Source organism: Streptomyces sp. NPDC042102 (genome assembly GCF_055582305.1).
In genome coordinates, this window is record NZ_JBVJDL010000002.1 from 199,732 (window position 1) to 218,252 (window position 18,521).

An 18,521-nucleotide genomic window follows, 5' to 3' on the forward strand; every position below is an offset into this window, starting at 1 on the left:
CCGGGGTGTCGGCGTCGGGGTGGGTGTCGGGGGTCAGGGGTGTTCGACGAGGGGGAGGAGGGCGGCGGGTGCGGGTGGGCGGGGGTGTTCGCGTGGTTCGAGGCCGAAGGTGGTGAAGGCGGTGCGGGTGGGGAGGGGGTAGAGCTCTTTGCCGGTGAGGGTGTTGAGGATGGAGGCGCTGCGCCAGGCGGTGAGGCCGAGGTCGGGGGCGCCGACGCCGTGGGTGTGGCGTTCGCCGTTCTGGACGTAGAGGGATCCGGTGACGGCGGGGTCGAGGATCATGCGGTGGCGGTCGTCGATGCGGGGGCGGCCGGAGGCGTCCTTGCGGAGGTAGGGGTCGAGCCCGGCGAGGAGCTGGGTGAGGGGGCGTTCGCGGTAGCCGGTGGCGAGGACGACGGCGTCGGTGGTGAGGCGGGAGCGGGTGCCTTGCTGGACGTGTTCGAGGTGGAGTTCGACTTTGGTGGTGGCGACGCGGCCGGCGGTGCGGACGGTGACGCCGGGGGTGAGGACGGTGTCGGGCCAGCCGCCGTGGAGGGTGCGGCGGTAGAGCTCGTCGTGGATGGCGGCGATGGTGGCGGCGTCGATGCCTTTGTGGAGTTGCCATTGGGCGGGGACGAGCTGGTCGCGGACGGGTTCGGGGAGGGCGTGGAAGTAGCGGGTGTAGTCGGGGGTGAAGTGTTCGAGGCCGAGTTTGGAGTACTCCATGGGGGCGAAGGAGGGGGTGCGGGCGAGCCAGGTGAGGCGTTCGTGGCCGTGGGGGCGGGCGCGTAGGAGGTCGAGGAAGACTTCGGCGCCGGATTGTCCGGATCCGATGACGGTGATGTGGTCGGCGCCGAGGATGCGGGTGCGGTGGTCGAGGTAGTCGGCGGAGTGGATGACGGGGACGGTGGGGGCGTCGGCGAGGGGGCGCAGGGGGGCGGGGACGTAGGGGGCGGTGCCGATGCCGAGGACGAGGTTGCGGGTGTGGGTGCGGCCGAGGGCGTGGGCTTCGCCGTCGGGGTCGAGCTGGGTGAAGTCGACTTCGAAGAGGTCGTGTTCGGGGTTCCAGCGGACGGCGTCGATCTGGTGGCCGAAGTGGAGGCCGGGGAGGCGGCCGGCGACCCAGCGGCAGTAGGCGTCGTATTCGGCGCGCTGGATGTGGAACTGCTCGGCGAAGTAGAAGGGGAAGAGGCGTTCCTTGTGCTTGAGGTAGTTGAGGAACGTCCAGGGGCTGGCGGGGTCGGCGAGGGTGACGAGGTCGGCGAGGAAGGGGACTTGGAGGGTGGAGCCTTCGATGAGGAGGCCGGGGTGCCATTGGAAGTCGCGGCGCTGGTCGTAGAAGGCGGTGGCGAGTCCGGTGCCGCCGGTGGGGTTGAGGCTGTGGGCGAGGGCGGCGAGGGAGAGGTTGGCGGGGCCGATGCCGATGCCGACGAGGTCGTGGGGGATGTCGAGGTGGGCGGTCATCGCTGGGTGCTGCCTTCCAGGAGGGTCACCAGGGCGTGGAGGTCGGCGGCCGTGGTGTGGGGGTTGAGCAGGGTGGCCTTGAGCCAGAGTCGGCCGGCGGCGGTGGCGCGACCGAGGACGGCGTGGCCGCCGTGCAGGAGGGTGCGGCGCAGGGCGGCGAGGTCGTCGTCGGTGGCGGCCGCGGGGCGGAAGAGCACGGTGCTGATGGTGGGCGCCGCGTGGAGTTCGAAGCGGGGGTGGGCTTCGAGGAGTGCTGCGAGGTGGTGGGCGGCTTCGCAGGTGCGGTCGATGAGGTCGGTGAGGCCGTCGCGGCCGAGGGCGCGGAGGGTGACGGCGATTTTGAGGGCGTCGGCGCGGCGGGTGGTGCGCAGGGAGCGGCCGAGGAGGTCGGGGAGGCCGGCTTCGGTGTCGTCGGGGGCGTTGAGGTAGTCGGCTTGGTGGTGGAGGGGGGTGAGGCGGCTGGTGTCGGGTACGGCGATGAGGCCTGCGGCGATGGGTTGCCAGCCGAGTTTGTGCAGGTCGAGGGTGATGGAGTGGGCGCGGGTGAGGCCGCTGAGGCGGGGGCGGTGACGGGGGCTGAGGGCGAGGGGGCCGCCGTAGGCGGCGTCGATGTGGAAGTCGGCGTGGTGGCGTTCGCAGATGTCGGCGAGGGCGTCGAGGGGGTCGATGAGGCCGGCGTCGGTGGTGCCTGCGGTGGCGGTGACGAGGGTGGGGCGGGGGGTGTGGGTGAGGGCTTCGTCGAGGGTGGTGGGGTCGAGGGTGCCGGTGGGGGTGGGGAGGGTGTGGGCCTTGGGGAGGCCGAGGAGCCAGGCGGCGCGGGGGATGGAGTGGTGGGCGTTGGCGCCGTGGAGGACGGTGAGGTGGGGGCCGTGGTGTTCGCGGGCGAGGAGAAGGGCGAGTTGGTTGGCTTCGGTGCCGCCGGTGGTGAGGACGGCGTCGGGGTGGGGGTGGTGGGGGTAGAGCTCGGTGGCGAGGGTGTGGGTGAGGAGGGCTTCGAGGGCGGAGGCGGCGGGGGCCTGGTCCCAGGAGTCGAGGGAGGGGTTGAGGGCGCTGGCCGCGAGGTCGGCGGCGGTGGCGAGGGCGAGGGGTGGGCCGTGGAGGTGGGCGGCGCACAGGGGGTCGGCGGGGTCGGCGGCGCCGGCGGCGAGGGTGTGGACGAGGGTGGTGAGGGCTTCGTGGGCGCCGGTGCCGTGGTCGGGCAGGAGGGGGGTGGCGGCGGCGCGGACGCGGGCGGTGACGGTGTCGGGTCCGCCGACGGGCAGGGGGCCGCCGCGGGCGCGGGCGCCGCTGCGCAGGGCGTCGAGGACGGTGTCGACGAGGGGCCGCAGGGCGTCGGGGCCGGTGGTGCCGCCGGCCAGTGGCGGCGGTGGGGGGCGGTTCCCGGGCGGTGCGGTCATGCGGGTCCTCGTGGTGGGCGGGCGGGTGTTCGCCGGGCCCGGCCCTGCCGTCCGGTGTGGAGGTACAGGGCCGGGCACCTGCCCAGCACAACGATCAGACCCGAATGGGGTAACCGCCGGGGTTTGTCCGCTGTCGGTTTCCGGGTGCGTGCGCTGTTCCGCGTGCGCCGTTACGCGTCCGGCTGGGTGCCGGTCGTGGTGTCGGCGGTGGTGTCGGCGGCGCGGGCGCGGACCTTCAGGGCGCGGTCGAGGTCGTCGAGCTGGTCGACGAGCTTGCGGCGCAGGAGCGGGATGATGCGGTCGTCGGTGAGGGCGGCGCGGCCGGCGGTGAGGATGTCCTGGTCGGTGGTGTGGGTGGGGAAGGCCCAGCGGCCGGCGGCTTCGCCGATGGCGGGGCCGCGGCGGTCGGCGAGGGCGATGGCGTCGGTGTAGTAGCGGTCGGTGTAGGGGCGTACGAGGTCGGTCTGTTCGGGCTGCCAGAAGCCGCGGGCGGTGGCGGTGAACAGGTAGTTGGAGAGGGTGTCGTCGTGGAAGAGGCGCTGCCAGGCGGCGTCCTTGGCGGCGGGGTCGGGCAGGGCGGCGCGGCAGCGGGCGGCGCCTTCCTGGCCGGTGGCGCTGGGGTCGGCGGCGAGGGCGGCGGCGATGTCGGGCTCGCCGATGGCGCCGAGGACGGCGAGGCGGGCGAGGATGCGCCAGCGCAGTTCGGGGTCGAGTTCGGGGCCGCCGGTGACGGTGCCGTCGGTGAGCCAGGCGGTGAGGGTGTCGGGCTGGGTGGCGCTGTCGATGAGGACGCGTACGGCGGCCAGGCGCAGGCCGGGGTTGTGGCCGTCCTCGGTGCGGCGGATGAGGTCGCGGGCGGTGGCGGTGATCAGGCGCAGGGCGGCGGGGCGCTCGGCGTCGGGCAGGTAGCGGTCGGCGATCTGGGTGCGGGCGAAGCCGAGGACGCCCTGGACGATGGCGAGGTCGTGCTCCTCGGGCAGGTGTGCGCGGAGGGTTTCCAGGTGGGCGGCGGGTGCGAGTTCGCCGTCGCGGACCATGTCGCGCAGGGCGTTCCACAGGACGGCGCGGGTGAGGGGGCGGGGGATGCCGGAGATGCCGCGCAGGACGGTGTCCAGGGAGTGCTCGTCGAGGCGGACCTTGGCGTAGGTGAGGTCGCCGTCGTTGAGGAGGACGAGGGCGGGGCGGGGGCCGGCGCCGGAGATGATCTCGTCGGTGGGGACGTCGAGGTCGAGGTGGTCGCGTGCTTCGAGGGTGCGGTCGGGGCCGTGGTCGTAGGTGGCGACGTTGATGCGGTGGGGGCGGCTGCCGTCACGGCGTACGGCGAGGCTCCAGCCGCCGGGGCCTTCCTGGACCTGGGGGGTGAGGGTGTCGATGCCGGTGGTGCGCAGCCAGATGTCGGCCCAGGCGTGGACGTCGCGGTCGCTGCCGGCGGCGAGGGAGTCGACGAAGTCGGCGAGGGAGGCGTTGGCGAACTTGTGGCGGGCGAAGTGGGTGTTGATGCCGGCCAGGAAGTCCTTCTCGCCGAGCCAGGCGACGAGCTGGCGCAGGGCGGAGGCGCCCTTGGCGTAGGAGATGCCGTCGAAGTTGAGGAGGGCGGAGGCGGTGTCGGGGACGCCGTCGGGGTCCGGGGCGACGGGGTGGGTGGAGGGGCGCTGGTCGGCGTCGTAGCCCCAGGACTTGCGGGTGACGGCGAAGTCGGTCCAGGTGTCGGTGAAGCGGGTGGCTTCGGTGAGGGTCTGGTAGCCCATGTATTCGGCGAAGGACTCGTTGAGCCAGATGTCGTCCCACCAGCGGAGGGTGACGAGGTCGCCGAACCACATGTGCGCCATTTCGTGGGCGATGACCATGGCGCGGGTCTGGCGTTCGGTGTCGGTGACGGCGGAGCGGTAGATGAATTCGTCGCGGAAGGTGACCAGGCCCGGGTTCTCCATGGCGCCGGCGTTGAATTCGGGGACGAACGCCTGGTCGTAGGAGTCGAAGGGGTAGGGCTCGGTGAACTTCTCGTGGTAGCGGTCGTAGCAGGCCGTGGTGAGGGAGAGGAGTTCGTCGGCGTCGGCGTCCATGTGGGGGGCGAGCGAGCGGCGGCAGTGGATGCCGAAGGGGAGCCCGGCGTGTTCGGTGCGGATGGTGTGCCAGGGGCCGGCGGCAACGGCGGCGAGGTAGGTGGAGATGAGGGGGGTGGGGGCGGACTGCCAGATGCCGGCGCCGTCGCCGGAGGGGTGTCCCGTCCGGTCGCCGGTGCGGGTGGTGATGCCGTTGGCGAGGACGCTCCAGTGCGCGGGGGCGGTGACGGTGAAGGCGAAGACGGCCTTGAGGTCGGGCTGGTCGAAGGCCGCGAAGACGCGCTGGACGTCGTCCATGAACATCTGGGAGTAGACGTAGGTCTCGCCGTCGGCGGGGTCGGTGAAGCGGTGCAGGCCCTCGCCGGTGCGGGAGTAGCGCATGCGGGCGTCGACGCGCAGTTCGTGGCTGCCTTCGGCCAGGCCGGTCAGGGGCAGGCGGTTGCCGTCGAGGGTGGCCGGGTCGAGGTCGTGGCCGTCGAGGGTGGCGGAGCGCAGCTCGTCCGGTTTCAGCTCCACGAAGGTGTCGCCCGCGGCGCGTGCGGCGAAGCGGATGACGGTGTGGGAGTCGAAGGTGTCGTCGTCGCCGGTGAGGTCGAGGGTGACGGCGTAGTGGTGGACGTCGAGGAGAGCGGCTCGGGTCTGCGCTTCGTTGCGCGTCAGTGCGGACATGGGGCCCATGCTGCCTGACCGGGCCGCCGCTGCCCCAGGGGGTGGGCCGGCCCGGCCCGGGCCGTGATCCGACGGGCGCCCGCTTGGGGGTTACTCCTCGCCGGCGGCGATCGTCTCGTGGTGGCGGATGACCTCGGCGATGATGAAGTTGAGGAGCTTCTCGGCGAAGGCCGGGTCCAGCTTGGCGTTCTCGGCGAGCTCGCGCAGGCGGGCGATCTGGCGGGCCTCGCGGGTGGGGTCGGCCGGGGGGAGCTGGTGGCGGGCCTTGAGGTGGCCGACCTGCTGGGTGCACTTGAAGCGTTCGGCGAGCATGTGGACCACGGCCGCGTCGATGTTGTCGATGCTGTCGCGCAGCCGTGCCAGTTCGGCGCTGACGTAGTCGTCGATGTCGCTGTTGTTCATGGTTCCCGAGCTTACGTGGCGGGCGGGGGTGCGTCGGGGGGTTGGCGGGGTCGTACCAGTGGGTGAGACGGGCCTACCTCCCGCCCCGGCCGGGCGGGAGGTACGGAGCACCGCTCCGGGCGTGCGGAGCACCGCTCCGGAGGTGGAGCGCCGCTCTACAGGGGCAGGACGGCGGTGACGAGCCAGCCGCCTTCGGGGGCGGGTCCGGCGCTGAGGGTGCCGCCCATGGCCTCGGCGCGTTCGGTCATGCCGGCGAGGCCGTATCCGCCGCCGCGGGCCGTGTCGGAGAGGCGGGCGGGGCGGCCGCCGTCGTCGGCGATGCGGATCTCCAGGCCGGCGGGGACGGTGCGCAGGCCGACGCGGACGGCGGTGGCGGTGGCGGCGTGTTTGCTGATGTTGGTGAGGGCTTCGAGGACGATGCGGTGGGCGGTGGCCGCGACATCGCCGGGGATCCGGGCCTCCAGGCCGGGTTCGATGTGGAGCACGACGGGGGGTCCGGTGCGGGAGTAGCGGGCGGTGAGGTCGCGCAGGTCCTTCAGGCCCGCGACGGGGGTGATGCCGGGGCCGCCGTCGCCTTCGCGGAGCACCTTGACCAGGCGGCGCATGGAGCCGAGGGCTTCGTCTCCGGCGGTCTCGATACGGCCGAAGATCTCGGCGGCGCGTTCGGCGGGGACCTGGGTGAAGCGGGCGGCGCGGGCCTCGACGACGATGCCGGTGACGTGGTGGGCGACGAGGTCGTGGAGTTCGCGGGCGAGTTCCAGGCGTTCGGCGGTGCGCACGGCGTGGACCTCGCGGACGCGCTGGACGGCTTGCAGGCGCAGGACCAGGGAGTAGGCGCCGACGACGACGGCGAGGCCGCAGAAGAGGAGGGTGAAGCGGCCGGGGTCGGTGTCGCGGACGGGTACGGCCATGCAGCCCAGGCCGAGCAGGGGGCCGAGGACGGCGGCGGTGCGGGCGGGGGCGTGCAGCAGGACCTGGCTGAGCAGGACGAGCAGGGCGATGGCTTCGCCGATGCCCAGGGCGGCCAGGGGGCGGGCGGAGAAGAGCAGCAGGCCGGTGGCGGTCCAGGTGACGAGGGCGGCGAACCAGGCGCGGGCCAGGAGGGGGAGGAAGGGCCAGGGGGCGGCGCTGAGGCAGACGAGGACGCCGGAGACCGTGACGAGGGCGTGGGGGAAGGTGGGCTCGCGGGCGAGGACGAGGCCTTCGGCGGTGACCAGGGAGAGCAGCAGGACGGAGAGGGCGATCCGGATCCGGGTGGCGGCGTGCGGGTGGCGGCGGGCCCAGCTGGCCAGGGGGCTCATGCAGTGCTCGCGGCGAGGCCGCTCTCCCAGGCCCAGGCGGCGATCTCGACGCGGTTGCGGGCGTCGAGTTTGGCCTGGACGTTGGCCAGGTGGGTCTTGACGGTGGAGAGGGACACGTAGAGCTCTGCGGCGATCTCGGCGTTGGTCATGCCGCGGGCCAGGCAGCGCACGACGTCGCGTTCGCGTTCGGTGAGGGGTTCGGTGGGGCGGCGGGCGGCCTGGGCGGCCGGGGTGCGCGGTGCCATGTCGCGCAGCAGGCGCACGGTGATGGCGGGCGAGACGAGGGAGTCGCCGACGGCGGCGGCGCGGACGGCCTCAACCAGCATGGCGGGGCTGGCGTCCTTCAGGAGGAAGCCGCAGGCTCCGCCGTGCAGGGCGGCGTGGACGTATTCGTCGAGGTCGAAGGTGGTGACGATGACGATGCGGGGTGAGGTGCGGCCGGCCAGTCGCCGGGTGACCTCGAGGCCGTCGAGGCGGGGCATGCGGATGTCGAGGAGGAGGACGTCGGGCCGGTACCGCTCGACGGCGGCGAGGGCGGCCTCGCCGTCGGCGACGTCGGCGAGCACCTCGATGTCGGACTGGCTCTCCAGGATCATCCGGAATCCGGTCCTGACCATCTCCTGGTCGTCCGCGATGACCACGCTGATCGTCATGCGCTGCCTGCCCCACTGTCGTCCGCGGCGTGTGCCGGTGCGGATGGATCCTTCCCAGGGGACCGGGGCGCGGGGCGGGCCGCAACCGCGCGGTGGGCCGCCGGGGACATGCCGCGAGCCCGGGACACCGGCCTGGGCGGCCGGGTGCCGGGCTCGCGATACGTCCTGCGACGCTACCCGCGTCCGCTCGCCCGCGCTTCGCCCTTCCGGCCGATCCGGGGCGGGGCCCTTCGGCCGGAAGGACGAGCGGCGCGACGGGGGACGCGTCGGTCGGCTACATGCCGGCGGCCGCGCTCTTGATCTGGGCGGCGAACGTGGAGACCTCGGTGTAGACGCCGGGGTAGTCGGGGCGGGCGCAGCCTATGCCCCAGCTGACGATGCCGACCTGGATCCAGGCGCCGGCGTTGTCGCGGCGGAACATGGGGCCGCCGGAGTCGCCCTGGCAGGTGTCGACGCCGCCCTGGTCCAGCAGGCCCGCGCAGATCTCCTCGCCGGCGACGAGGTCGCTGCCGTACGCGGCCCTGCAGTCGGCGTCGGAGACGAAGGGGACGGTGGCCTTCATGAGGTGGCGCTGCTGGCCGCCGCCCTCGCGGGTGGCGCCCCAGCCGGCGACGGTGAAGGTGCCGTTGTTGTACTGGGTGGTCTCGGCGATCTTGAGGGTGGGCAGGTTGATGGGCTTGGCGAGCTTGATCAGCGCCCAGTCCTTGCCGGAGCCGTTGTAGCCGGGGGCCTGGAGGACCTTGGTGGACTTGACCTTGATGGCGCTGGAGCTGTTGAGGTCGGCGACGCCGGCGGTGGCGGTGATGGAGGTGTTGTTGCCGGAGCCGTTGACGCAGTGGGCGGCGGTGAGAACGATCTGCTGGGTGTAGAGGGCGCCGCCGCAGCCCATGGAGAGGCGGACCATCCACGGGAACTCGCCCTGTGCGGCGCGGGTGCCGCCGACGACGGGGGCGGTGCCGGCGCTGGCGGATCCGGGCTGGAGGCTGACGGCGGCCAGGGCGATGGCGCCGGCGGCGAGGGTGCGCTTGACGAACCGGTTGAAGGTGGTCGACACAGTCAACACACTGCCTTTCGTGGGGGGTTGGGCCGTGCGCGTCACTGGGTGGGTGACGTTTCTGACGAGTCCATGTCACATCAGGGTGCGGGCGCGCAGCAAGAAGGTGTTTCCGGCCAATTTCCGGCGAGGGGGCCCGTATGACGGACAACGGTGGGCGGGCCGGGCCCGTCGAGCACGGATTTCCGCATCTGCCCCTGGTGCGCGCGTCGTTGACGGCCCTGTACCGCAGGCTGTCCGCGCCGGGCGTGCGCGCGTACGGGACCTCCTTCGCGGCGGCGGACGCGGCGTTCGGGGACGACGACGACCTGCACCTGGGGGCGCAGCGGGTGGCGGCGGCGATGGTGCGGCAGCTGCGGCTGCCGGGCCCGGACGCGCGGATGATCGTGAGCTTCCGGCCGATGGAACAGGCGGCGGTGGTCGAACTGGCCGCGGGCCCGGAGTACTTCATCGAGGTCAACGACCGCTTCCGCAGGCACCGCCGGGACCTGGCGGCGGCGCTGGCGCACGAGGTGACGCACGTCCTGCTGCACCGGCTGGACCTGGGCTTCGCGGCGGCCGGGGACGACGAGATCCTGACGGACACGGTGGCGGCGTACCTGGGGGCGGGGTGGCTGCTGCTGGACGCCTACCGCCAGGACGCGCTGACCCACCAGAAGCTGGGCTACCTGACGCCGGAGGAGTTCGGGTACGTGCTGGCCAAGCGGGCGGCGGTGGTGGGCGAGGACCCCTCGCCCTGGTTCACGAGCCCGCGGGCGTACGAGGCGTACCGGGCGGGCGCGGCGGTGGCGCGCGCCGACTGGCGCCGCCCACCGCTGGCCGGGGCGGGCCCCTGGCAGCGCCGCCGCTACGCCCGCCTGCGCCGCGCGGCCGCCGCCGGGGGCGGCGGGCTCGGGGGCGGTGGTACCGGCGGGGACGGGGCGGCGTACCGCTTCGACGCCGCGGGCCGGGTGACCTTCGCGTGCCCGGTCTGCTGGCAGCGGCTGCGCGCCCCGGCCCGCGGCCCGGTCCAGATCCGCTGCGGCGTGTGCGACACGGTCCTGGCCTGCGACACATAGGCCTCGCCGGCGGATCACGGCCGGGGCCGCTACGCGTCGCCGCACCCTCCACAGCCGTCCGCGCCGTCGTCGCCGCCCCTCCGGCGTACGCCCCGGTGGGTCACGACGTCGACCACCACCCAGACGACGAACAGGGCCACCAGCCCCACGACGACGCCCGTGTCCAGGTCCATGCGCACGGTGTGCCCGCGGGCCGGCGGCGGAACACCCGGCTCCGCGCGCCGCTCGAGAACGCACGGAACCGGACGGGTGGCCGCGGTTCAGCGAGGGGGTGCGGTGGGTAGGGATACCTCATCGCACGAGTGACCGGGCCCGACCCCTCGCCAGGGGGCCGGGCCCGGCCCGTTCACCGCGCCCCGTACGCCGGGAGCGGATCCGGTGCCGAGGCGAGCAGCCCGGCCGCCGCCGCACCGGCCTCCGCCGGTGTCAGGCGGGCGCCCTTGTCCGAGGTGGGGCCCGGGCGCCAGCCGTCCATGAGGGTGATGCGCCCGCCCTCCGTCTCGAAGACGCGGCCCGTGACACCGGCCGAGGCGGCGGAGCCGAGCCAGACCACCAGCGGGGAGACGTTCTCCGGGGCCATCGCGTCGAACGCGCCCGCGCCCGGGGCTGCCATGGCGTCCGCGAACGCCGCTTCGGTCATGCGGGTACGGGCGGCCGGGGCGATGGCGTTGACCTGCACGCCGTAGCGGCCCATCTCCGCCGCCGCGACCAGGGTCAGGCCCAGGATCCCGGCCTTGGCCGCGCTGTAGTTGCCCTGGCCGACCGAGCCGAGCAGGCCCGCGCCCGAGGAGGTGTTGACCACCCGCGCCGCCACCTCGCGGCCCGCCTTGGCCTCGGCCCGCCACCACGCGGCGGCCGCGCGCAACGGCAGGAAGTGGCCCTTGAGATGGACCCGCATCACCGCGTCCCAGTCGTCCTCGTCCAGGTTGACCAGCATCCGGTCGCGCAGGAACCCGGCGTTGTTCACCAGGGTGTCCAGCCCGCCGAAGGCGTCCACCGCGCACCGTACGAGCGAGGCCGCGCCCTCGGACGTGGCGATGTCGCCGCCGTGGGCCACAGCCTCGCCGCCCGCCGCCCGGATCTCGGCCGCCACGGCGGCCGCCGGGCTGTCCGGGCCGGGCCGGCCGTCCAGGCCCACCCCCAGGTCGTTGACGACGACCCGCGCGCCCTCTGCCGCGAAGGCGAGCGCATGGGCGCGGCCCAGCCCCCGGCCCGCGCCCGTCACGACCACGACCCGCCCCGCACACAGCCCCGGCTCCGACCCCGGTCCCGCACCCACATCCACACCCACCGGCCCCGACCCACGTTCCATCTCAGCCCTCCTTGTTGACAGTTGCCGCGTCCAGGAACGCCGGGCGTTCCCCGCCCCCGTGCACCAGCAGGCTCGCCCCGCTCACGTACGCCGCCCGCTGCGACGCCAGGAAGACCGCGGCCTCCCCCACCTCGTCCGGTTCCGCGAGCCGCCCCAGCGGGACGGTGGCGCCGACCGCCGCCACGCCCGCCTCGTCCCCGTAGTGCAGGTGCGCGAGTTCGGTGCGCACCATGCCCAGGACCAGGGTGTTCACCCGCACCTCGGGGGCCCATTCCACGGCCATCGACCGGGCCAGGTTCTCCAGGCCCGCCTTGGCCGCCCCGTACGCGGCGGTGCCCGGCGAGGGGCGGGTGCCGCTGACGCTGCCGATCATCACCACCGAGCCGCGGGCGGCGCGCAGGTACGGGTACGCCGCCAGCGAGGCGGCCAGCGGGGCGGTCAGGTTCAGGGCCACGACCCGCGCGTGGCGTTCGGCGTCCCCCTCCCCCAGCAGCCGGTACGGGGTGCCGCCGGCGTTGTTGACCAGGCAGTCCAGCCGCCCGTACCGCTCGGCGACCTGCGCGGGGAAGGCCTGGACGGCCGCCGGGTCGCGCAGGTCGAGGGCGGTGAAGGCGGCCGTCCGGCCGGCCGCCGTCACCGGCTCGTCCGGCGGGCGGCGCGCGCAGAGGACGACCCGCGCGCCCGCCGCGAGGAACGCGCGGGCGATGCCGGCGCCGACGCCCCGGGTCCCGCCGGTGACGACGGTGACCCTCCCGTCGAGCTCCATAGGCTGCTACCTTCCTCACCTAACAAATGTTTGGTGGAAAGGTAGCGGATCCTCTCATGGGTGTCTCCACCTCCGGCCCGGACAAGGGCGTCGCCCTGGTCACCGTCGACTTCCCGCCCGTCAACGCCCTGCCCGTGCGCGGCTGGTACGAGCTCGCGGACGCCGTGCGCGCCGCCGGCCGCGACCCGGAGACGCGGTGCGTGGTGCTCGCCGCCGAGGGGCGCGGGTTCAACGCCGGGGTCGACATCAAGGAGATGCAGCGCGACCCCGGGCACGGGGCGCTGATCGGCGCCAACCGCGGCTGCTACGAGGCCTTCGCGGCCGTGTACGAGTGCGAGGTGCCGGTGGTGGCGGCGGTGCACGGGTTCTGCCTGGGCGGCGGGATCGGCCTGGTGGGCAACGCGGACGTGATCGTGGCGAGCGAGGACGCCACGTTCGGGCTGCCCGAGCTGGACCGGGGCGCGCTGGGCGCGGCCACCCATCTGGCCCGGCTGGTGCCGCAGCACCTGATGCGCGCGCTGTACTACACCTCGCGCACCGTGACGGCGGCCGAGCTGCAGGCCCACGGCTCGGTGTGGCAGGTGGTGCCGCGCGAGGGGCTGCGGGCGGCGGCGCTGGACCTGGCCGCGGAGATCGCGCTCAAGGACGGCCGGCTGATCCGGCTGGCCAAGGCCGCCATCAACGGCATCGACCCGGTGGACGTGCGCCGCAGCTACCGCTTCGAGCAGGGCTTCACCTTCGAGGCCAACCTCAGCGGGGTCGCCGACCGGGTCCGGGACACCTTCGGGAAGGAGCGGGAGCGGTGAGCGACAGGACCGACAAGATCATGTCCCCGGACGAGGTGGTGGGGCGGCTGCGCAGCGGCATGACCCTCGGGATCGGCGGCTGGGGCTCGCGCCGCAAGCCGATGGCCCTGGTCAGAGCGCTGCTCCGGTCCGAGATCACCGATCTGACCGTGGTGTCGTACGGCGGTCCGGACGTCGGTCTGCTCGCCGCCGCCGGCCGGATCTCCGCCCTGGTGACACCGTTCGTCACCCTCGACTCCATCCCGCTCGAACCGCATTACCGGGCCGCCCGCGAGCGCGGCGCCTTCGCGCTCACCGAGCTCGACGAGGCGATGTTCATGTGGGGCCTGCACGCGGCCGCCAACCGGCTGCCGTTCCTTCCCGTCCGGGCCGGCCTCGGCTCCGACGTCCTGCGCGTCAACCCCGGCCTGCGGACCGTCACCTCCCCCTACGCCGACGGCGAGGAGTTCGTGGCGGTCCCGGCCCTGCGCATGGACGCCGCCCTGGTCCACCTCAACCGCGCCGACCGCCTCGGCAACGGCCAGTACCTGGGCCCGGACCCCTATTTCGACGACCTCTTCTGCGAGGCCGCCGACACGGCGTACGTCTCCTGCGAGCAGATCGTCGGGACGGCCGAGCTGTCGAAGGCGGCCGGCCCGCAGTCGCTGCTGGTCTCCCGGCACAGCGTGACCGGCGTCGTGGAGACCCCGGGCGGGGCGCACTTCACCTCCTGCGTGCCCGACTACGGCCGCGACGAGGCCTTCCAGAAGCTGTACGCGACGACCCCCTGGCCGGAGTTCGCGCAGCGGTTCCTGTCCGGCGCGAGCGAGCACGACTACCAGCGGGCCGTGACGGCCTGGCAGGAGGAACAGCGGTGAGCCGGAGCGACACCCCCCTCGACCCGGCCCGGGACCGGGACTCGGCGCCCACCGCGGTCACCCGCGCCGAGTACTGCGTCATCGCGTGCGCCGAGGCCTGGCGCGGCGACGGCGAGGTGCTGGCGAGCCCCATGGGCCTGATCCCGGCCCTGGGGGCCCGGCTGGCCCGCCGCACCTTCTCCCCCGACCTGCTGATGACCGACGGCGAGGCGATGCTCGTGGCCGCCGACGGCAGCACGGTGGAGGGCTGGCTGCCGTACCGCCGGCACCTGACCATGGTCACCGGCGGGCGGCGGCACGTGATGATGGGCGCGAGCCAGATCGACCGCTTCGGCAACCAGAACATCTCCTGCATCGGCGACTGGGAGCGGCCCGCCCGGCAGCTGCTCGGGGTGCGCGGGGCACCCGTCAACACCTTGAACAATCCGGTCAGTTACTGGATCCCGCGGCATTCGGCCCGGGTGTTCGTCGAGCGCGTCGACATGGTCTCGGGCGTCGGCCACGACCGGGCGGCCGCGGCCGGCCCGTCCGCGACCCGCTTCCACCGTCTGCCGCGCGTGGTGTCGAACCTGGGCGTCTTCGACTTCGAGACCCCCGACCGGTCGATGCGGATCGCCTCCCTCCACCCGGGGGTGAGCCTGGAGGAGGTCCGGGCGGCCACCGGTTTCGCCCTCGTGGAGCCGGCCGGGGACGGCCCCGTACCGCTGACGCGCGAGCCGGAGCCCGAGGAACTGCGGTTGATCCGCGAGGAGCTGGATCCGCGCGGCACCCGCGAGCGCGAGGTGCCCGCCTGATGGAGACCGCGTTCACGAAGCTGGTCGGGGTCGAGCACCCGCTGGTGCAGACCGGGATGGGCTGGGTCGCGGGCCCCCGCCTGGTCTCGGCCACCGCGAACGCGGGGGCGCTGGGCATCCTGGCCTCGGCGACGATGACCGTGGACCAGCTGCGGTCGGCGGTGCGGGAGGTGAAGTCCCGTACGGACGGGCTCCCGTTCGGGGTCAACCTGCGCGCGGACGCCGGGGACGCCGCCGAGCGGGTACGGCTGATCATCGACGAGGGCGTGCGGGTGGCGTCGTTCGCGCTGGCGCCGTCGCGGGAACTGATCGCGACGCTCAAGGACGCGGGCGTGGTGGTGATCCCCTCGATCGGGGCGCGCCGGCACGCGGAGAAGGTCGCGGCGTGGGGCGCGGACGCGGTGATCGTGCAGGGCGGCGAGGGCGGCGGCCACACCGGGGACGTGGCCACGACCGTGCTGCTGCCGCAGGTCGTCGACGCCGTCGGCATCCCGGTGGTCGCGGCTGGCGGCTTCCACGACGGGCGCGGACTGGTGGCGGCGCTGGCGTACGGGGCGGCGGGGGTCGCGATGGGGACGCGGTTCCTGCTGACGTCGGACTCGACGGTGCCGGACGCCGTCAAGGCGCGGTACCTGGCGGCGACCGTGAAGGACGTGACGGTCACGACGGCCGTGGACGGCCTGCCGCACCGGATGCTGCGCACGGAGCTGGTCGCCTCGCTGGAGCGGGCGGGCCGGGCGACGGCGCTGGCGCGGGCGGTGCGGCACGCGGCCGCGTTCCGGAGGCTGTCGGGGCTGTCCTGGGCGCAGCTGGTGCGTGACGGCCTGGCGATGAAACACGGCAAGGACCTGTCCTGGAGCCAGGTCCTGCTCGCCGCGAACACCCCCATGCTCCTCAAGGCGTCCATGGTCGAGGGCCGTACGGACCTCGGCGTCATGGCATCCGGCCAGGTCGCGGGTGTGATCGAGGACCTTCCGTCGTGTGCGGAGCTCGTCGCCCGGGTGATGGCCGAGGCACAGCAGGTACTGGAGAAGCTGCCGAGGAGCTGACACATGAGCCGTATGACCCGCACGAGCCGCATATCCCGGTGGGGCCGGGGCCGAAGAATCCGCCTGGCGACGACCGGAGTGCTGCTCTCCGTGCTCGCCGCCGGGGTCCTTCCGGCGTCGGTCGCGTCCGCGTCCGCCGCGTCCGCGTCCGCCGCCGCGCCGGTGGCCGTGGAACAGGGCCACCACCGGTCCGCCGCCGCGCAGGGGATCCGCCGGATCCCCCTCCAGGGCGCGGTCAACGTCCGCGACCTGGGCGGCTACCGCACGTACACCGGCGGCGAGGTCCGCCACGGTCTGGTCTACCGATCGGACGCGCTGGGCAAGGTGACGGACGCCGACGTCGTCACCCTGTCCGGCCTGGGCCTCACCAAGGTGATCGACTTCCGGATCCCGATGGAGGTCCAGTACGACGGCGCCGACCGGCTGCCGGCGGGGCTCACGTCCGTCGCGCGTCCGGTGAGCGACCTGGGTCTGTTCGGGACCCTGGTCGCCGCGATCCGCGCCGGCGACCCGGTCAAGCAGGAGCAGATGCTCGGCGGCGGGCGGGCCGAGGCGTACATGCGGGACATCTACCGCACGTTCGTGACGTCCCCCGAGAGCCGGGCGCAGTTCGCGACGACGCTGCGCGAGATCGCCGACGGCCGGCAGGGGCCGCTGCTGTTCCACTGCACGGCGGGCAAGGACCGTACGGGCTGGCTGAGTTACGTGCTGCTGCGGGCGCTGGCCGTGCCGGAGGGCTGGGCGGAACAGGACTTCCTGGCGACGAACGGGTTCCGGGCGGCGTACGACGCGCAGGTCCGCGAGGGGCTGCGGCAGGCCGGGCTGATGCAGAAGCCGGAGCTGCTGATCCCGCTCCAGGAGGTCCGCCAGGACTACCTGGACGCGGCGCTGGCGCAGATGACGGCGGACTACGGCAGCTTCTACGGCTATCTGACGCAGGGGCTGGGGCTGGACCTGCGGACGCTGGCGAAGCTCCAGTCGAAGCTGGTCCGCTAGCGCTGGCCGGGCGCGGGGATTTGGGTGCGGGCCGTACGTGGCTGAGTGCGCAGTTCCCCGCGCCCCTCACGGGGTGCTGCCCGGTATCCGGGTGCGGGCCGCACGTGGCTGGTCGCGCAGTTCCCCGCGCCCCTGACGGGGCCAAGCCCGGTGGGCGGGTGCGGGGAATGGTCGGTTGCTCGCGCAGTTCCTCGCGCCCCTGTCGGGGCGAGGCCCGGTGGGTGGGTGCGGGGTGTGCGCGGTTGCTCGCGCCCCTGGTGGGGCGGAGCCCGGCGCGCGGTGCGGGCCGGGCTTCGTCGTGGGTTCCCGCCGGGTCAGGTGGTGCGGCGGGGGCGGCGGGGGCGGCCGGTTGCGGAGCCGCCGGCCTGGGTACGGCGGGGCTGGGCCGGGGCGTCGGCGGCACCCTGCTGCCGGCGGCGGCCCGTGCCCTCGCCCGTGGTGGTGCGGGGGGCCGACGAGCGGCGGCGGCCGTTGCCTGACTTGGCGCCGGAGCGCTGCGCGGCCGGCGGGGTCGGCTGCGGCACCTCCAGGACCACCGGGATGCCCGAGGGCTCGCGGGCGCCGGTCAGCCGGGACAGCTCCTCGTCCGAGGACTTGATCTGCGCCGTGCGCGGGGAGATGCCGGCGTCCGACATCAGGCGGGTCATCTCGCGCTTCTGTTCCGGCAGGACCAGAGTGACGACGCTGCCCGACTCGCCCGCGCGCGCCGTACGGCCGCCGCGGTGCAGGTAGTCCTTGTGGTCGGTCGGCGGGTCCACGTTGACGACCAGGTCCAGGTCGTCGATGTGGATGCCGCGCGCGGCGACGTTGGTGGCGACCAGCGCGGTCACCTCGCCCGTCTTGAACCAGTCGAGCGTGCGGTTGCGCTGCGGCTGCGAGCGGCCGCCGTGCAGGCCGGAGGCCCGTACACCGCTGGCGAGCAGCTTCTTGACCATGCGGTCCACGGCCCGCTTGGTGTCCAGGAACATGATGACCCGGCCGTCGCGCGCGGCGATGCGGGTCGCGACGACCTTCTTGTCGGTCTCGTCCATGACGTACAGGACGTGGTGCTCCATGGTCGTGACCGCGCCGGCCGACGGGTCGACCGAGTGCGTGACCGGGTCGCTCAGGAACATCTTGACGAGCTTGTCGATGTTCTTGTCCAGCGTCGCCGAGAACAGCAGCCGCTGGCCGTCCGGCTCGACCTGCTTGAGCAGCGCGGTGACCTGCGGCAGGAAGCCCATGTCGGTCATCTGGTCGGCCTCGTCCAGCACCGTGACCGCCACCTGCGCGAGCGTGACGTCGCCGCGCTCGATCAGGTCGGCGAGCCGGCCGGGGGTGGCCACCAGGACCTCGGCGCCGCGCCGCAGCGCGCCCGCCTGGCGGTTGATGGACATGCCGCCGACCACGGTCGCGATCCGCATCCGCAGCGCCTGCGCGTACGGCTCCAGGGCGTCGGTGACCTGCTGGGCCAGCTCCCGCGTCGGGACGAGGACCAGGGCGAGCGGGGCCTTGGGCTCGGCACGCCGGCCCGCCGTGCGGGCGAGCACGGCCAGGCCGAAGGCGAGGGTCTTGCCGGAGCCGGTGCGGCCGCGGCCGAGGACGTCACGGCCGGCCAGCGAGTTCGGCAGGGTGGCGGCCTGGATCGGGAACGGCTCGGTGACGCCCTGCGCCGCGAGGGTCTTCAGCAGCGCCGCGGGCATGTCGAGGTCCGCGAACGCGGCCACGGGCGGCAGTGCCGGGACGACCGGCTCGGGCATGGTGAATTCCTGCGGCCGCGGCGGCTGCGCGGGAGCGGCGGACTTCTTCCGCGCACGGCCCCCGGCGCCCTGGGCGGGCCCCCGTCGGCGGGCAGGGCGGCGGGCGGCGGGTATGGCGCTGGAGCTGGTCATAAGAGAGGTCACGCTAACACACCGCACTCC

The 18,521-nt window shown here is 74.0% G+C and carries 17 protein-coding genes; 6 read left to right on the forward strand and 11 right to left on the reverse strand.

All coding sequences use genetic code 11. From position 1 onward, the window contains the following. Positions 1 to 33 precede the first annotated feature (33 nt). From ACZ6KO_RS08935 to ACZ6KO_RS08965, 7 genes are all read right to left on the reverse strand, one after another. Entirely contained in the window at positions 34 to 1,443 is a 1,410-nt protein-coding gene (locus tag ACZ6KO_RS08935; RefSeq protein ID WP_469302036.1) for a lysine N(6)-hydroxylase/L-ornithine N(5)-oxygenase family protein, read from the reverse strand. Beyond that, positions 1,440 to 2,840, reverse strand: coding sequence for a pyridoxal phosphate-dependent decarboxylase family protein (locus tag ACZ6KO_RS08940; protein WP_469302038.1), 1,401 nt, complete (start codon positions 2,838 to 2,840; stop codon positions 1,440 to 1,442). Before ACZ6KO_RS08940 ends, ACZ6KO_RS08935 begins: the two co-directional genes overlap by 4 nt. 170 nt (positions 2,841 to 3,010) lie before the next feature. Next, a complete protein-coding gene (gene pepN, locus ACZ6KO_RS08945) occupies positions 3,011 to 5,581 on the reverse strand; it encodes an aminopeptidase N (RefSeq protein ID WP_469302041.1) in 2,571 nt (856 codons plus the stop codon). An 81-nt stretch (positions 5,582 to 5,662) separates the two neighbouring features. Next, a complete protein-coding gene (locus ACZ6KO_RS08950; protein ID WP_401447561.1) occupies positions 5,663 to 5,974 on the reverse strand; it encodes a chorismate mutase in 312 nt (103 codons plus the stop codon). A 155-nt stretch (positions 5,975 to 6,129) separates the two neighbouring features. Further along, positions 6,130 to 7,275, reverse strand: a complete 1,146-nt coding sequence (locus ACZ6KO_RS08955; RefSeq protein WP_469302044.1) for a sensor histidine kinase — start codon at positions 7,273 to 7,275, stop codon at positions 6,130 to 6,132. Beyond that, entirely contained in the window at positions 7,272 to 7,928 is a 657-nt protein-coding gene (locus tag ACZ6KO_RS08960) for a response regulator (RefSeq protein WP_469302046.1), read from the reverse strand. The genes ACZ6KO_RS08955 and ACZ6KO_RS08960 overlap by 4 nt, the downstream gene beginning before the upstream one ends. Positions 7,929 to 8,202: 274 nt before the next feature. Then, entirely contained in the window at positions 8,203 to 8,982 is a 780-nt protein-coding gene (locus ACZ6KO_RS08965) for a serine protease (RefSeq protein WP_469302049.1), read from the reverse strand. Positions 8,983 to 9,122: 140 nt separating this feature from the next. On the opposite strand from ACZ6KO_RS08965, the gene ACZ6KO_RS08970 reads away from it, so the two are divergent. After that, positions 9,123 to 10,040 carry a hypothetical protein gene (locus ACZ6KO_RS08970; protein ID WP_469302052.1) on the forward strand — a complete coding sequence of 306 codons (918 nt, stop codon included), beginning with the start codon at positions 9,123 to 9,125 and terminating at the stop codon, positions 10,038 to 10,040. Between the two features lie 29 nt (positions 10,041 to 10,069). On the opposite strand, the gene ACZ6KO_RS08975 is transcribed toward ACZ6KO_RS08970, so the two are convergent. The 3 genes from ACZ6KO_RS08975 to ACZ6KO_RS08985 all read right to left on the reverse strand — a co-directional run bounded on the left by ACZ6KO_RS08975 (position 10,070) and on the right by ACZ6KO_RS08985 (position 12,118). Next, positions 10,070 to 10,213, reverse strand: coding sequence for a hypothetical protein (locus ACZ6KO_RS08975; protein ID WP_469302053.1), 144 nt, complete (start codon positions 10,211 to 10,213; stop codon positions 10,070 to 10,072). 173 nt (positions 10,214 to 10,386) lie between these two features. Next, a complete protein-coding gene (locus ACZ6KO_RS08980) occupies positions 10,387 to 11,352 on the reverse strand; it encodes an SDR family oxidoreductase (protein WP_469302055.1) in 966 nt (321 codons plus the stop codon). 1 nt (position 11,353) lies between these two features. Continuing rightward, positions 11,354 to 12,118 carry an SDR family oxidoreductase gene (locus ACZ6KO_RS08985; protein ID WP_469302059.1) on the reverse strand — a complete coding sequence of 255 codons (765 nt, stop codon included), beginning with the start codon at positions 12,116 to 12,118 and terminating at the stop codon, positions 11,354 to 11,356. A 56-nt stretch (positions 12,119 to 12,174) separates the two neighbouring features. Here ACZ6KO_RS08985 and ACZ6KO_RS08990 point away from each other — a divergent pair, with 56 nt between their 5' ends. The 5 genes from ACZ6KO_RS08990 to ACZ6KO_RS09010 are packed head-to-tail and all read left to right on the forward strand — an operon-like array spanning position 12,175 to position 16,620. Further along, positions 12,175 to 12,924 carry an enoyl-CoA hydratase family protein gene (locus tag ACZ6KO_RS08990; RefSeq protein ID WP_469302061.1) on the forward strand — a complete coding sequence of 250 codons (750 nt, stop codon included), beginning with the start codon at positions 12,175 to 12,177 and terminating at the stop codon, positions 12,922 to 12,924. Between the two features lie 20 nt (positions 12,925 to 12,944). Further along, positions 12,945 to 13,781 carry a CoA transferase subunit A gene (locus ACZ6KO_RS08995; protein WP_469303782.1) on the forward strand — a complete coding sequence of 279 codons (837 nt, stop codon included), beginning with the start codon at positions 12,945 to 12,947 and terminating at the stop codon, positions 13,779 to 13,781. After that, on the forward strand, positions 13,778 to 14,575 hold the full coding sequence (locus tag ACZ6KO_RS09000; RefSeq protein WP_469302064.1) for a CoA-transferase subunit beta: 798 nt from the start codon (positions 13,778 to 13,780) through the stop codon (positions 14,573 to 14,575). Before ACZ6KO_RS08995 ends, ACZ6KO_RS09000 begins: the two co-directional genes overlap by 4 nt. Continuing rightward, the gene (locus tag ACZ6KO_RS09005) at positions 14,575 to 15,624 is read left to right on the forward strand and encodes an NAD(P)H-dependent flavin oxidoreductase (RefSeq protein WP_469302067.1); all 1,050 of its coding nucleotides are present in this window, start codon (positions 14,575 to 14,577) and stop codon (positions 15,622 to 15,624) included. Before ACZ6KO_RS09000 ends, ACZ6KO_RS09005 begins: the two co-directional genes overlap by 1 nt. A gap of 3 nt (positions 15,625 to 15,627) precedes the next feature. After that, complete coding sequence (locus ACZ6KO_RS09010) at positions 15,628 to 16,620, forward strand: tyrosine-protein phosphatase (RefSeq protein ID WP_469302069.1); 993 nt, start codon at positions 15,628 to 15,630, stop codon at positions 16,618 to 16,620. 314 nt (positions 16,621 to 16,934) lie between these two features. Here the strand turns inward: ACZ6KO_RS09010 and ACZ6KO_RS09015 are convergent, their stop codons facing one another. Further along, a complete protein-coding gene (locus ACZ6KO_RS09015) occupies positions 16,935 to 18,491 on the reverse strand; it encodes a DEAD/DEAH box helicase (protein WP_469302071.1) in 1,557 nt (518 codons plus the stop codon). Positions 18,492 to 18,521 lie beyond the last annotated feature (30 nt).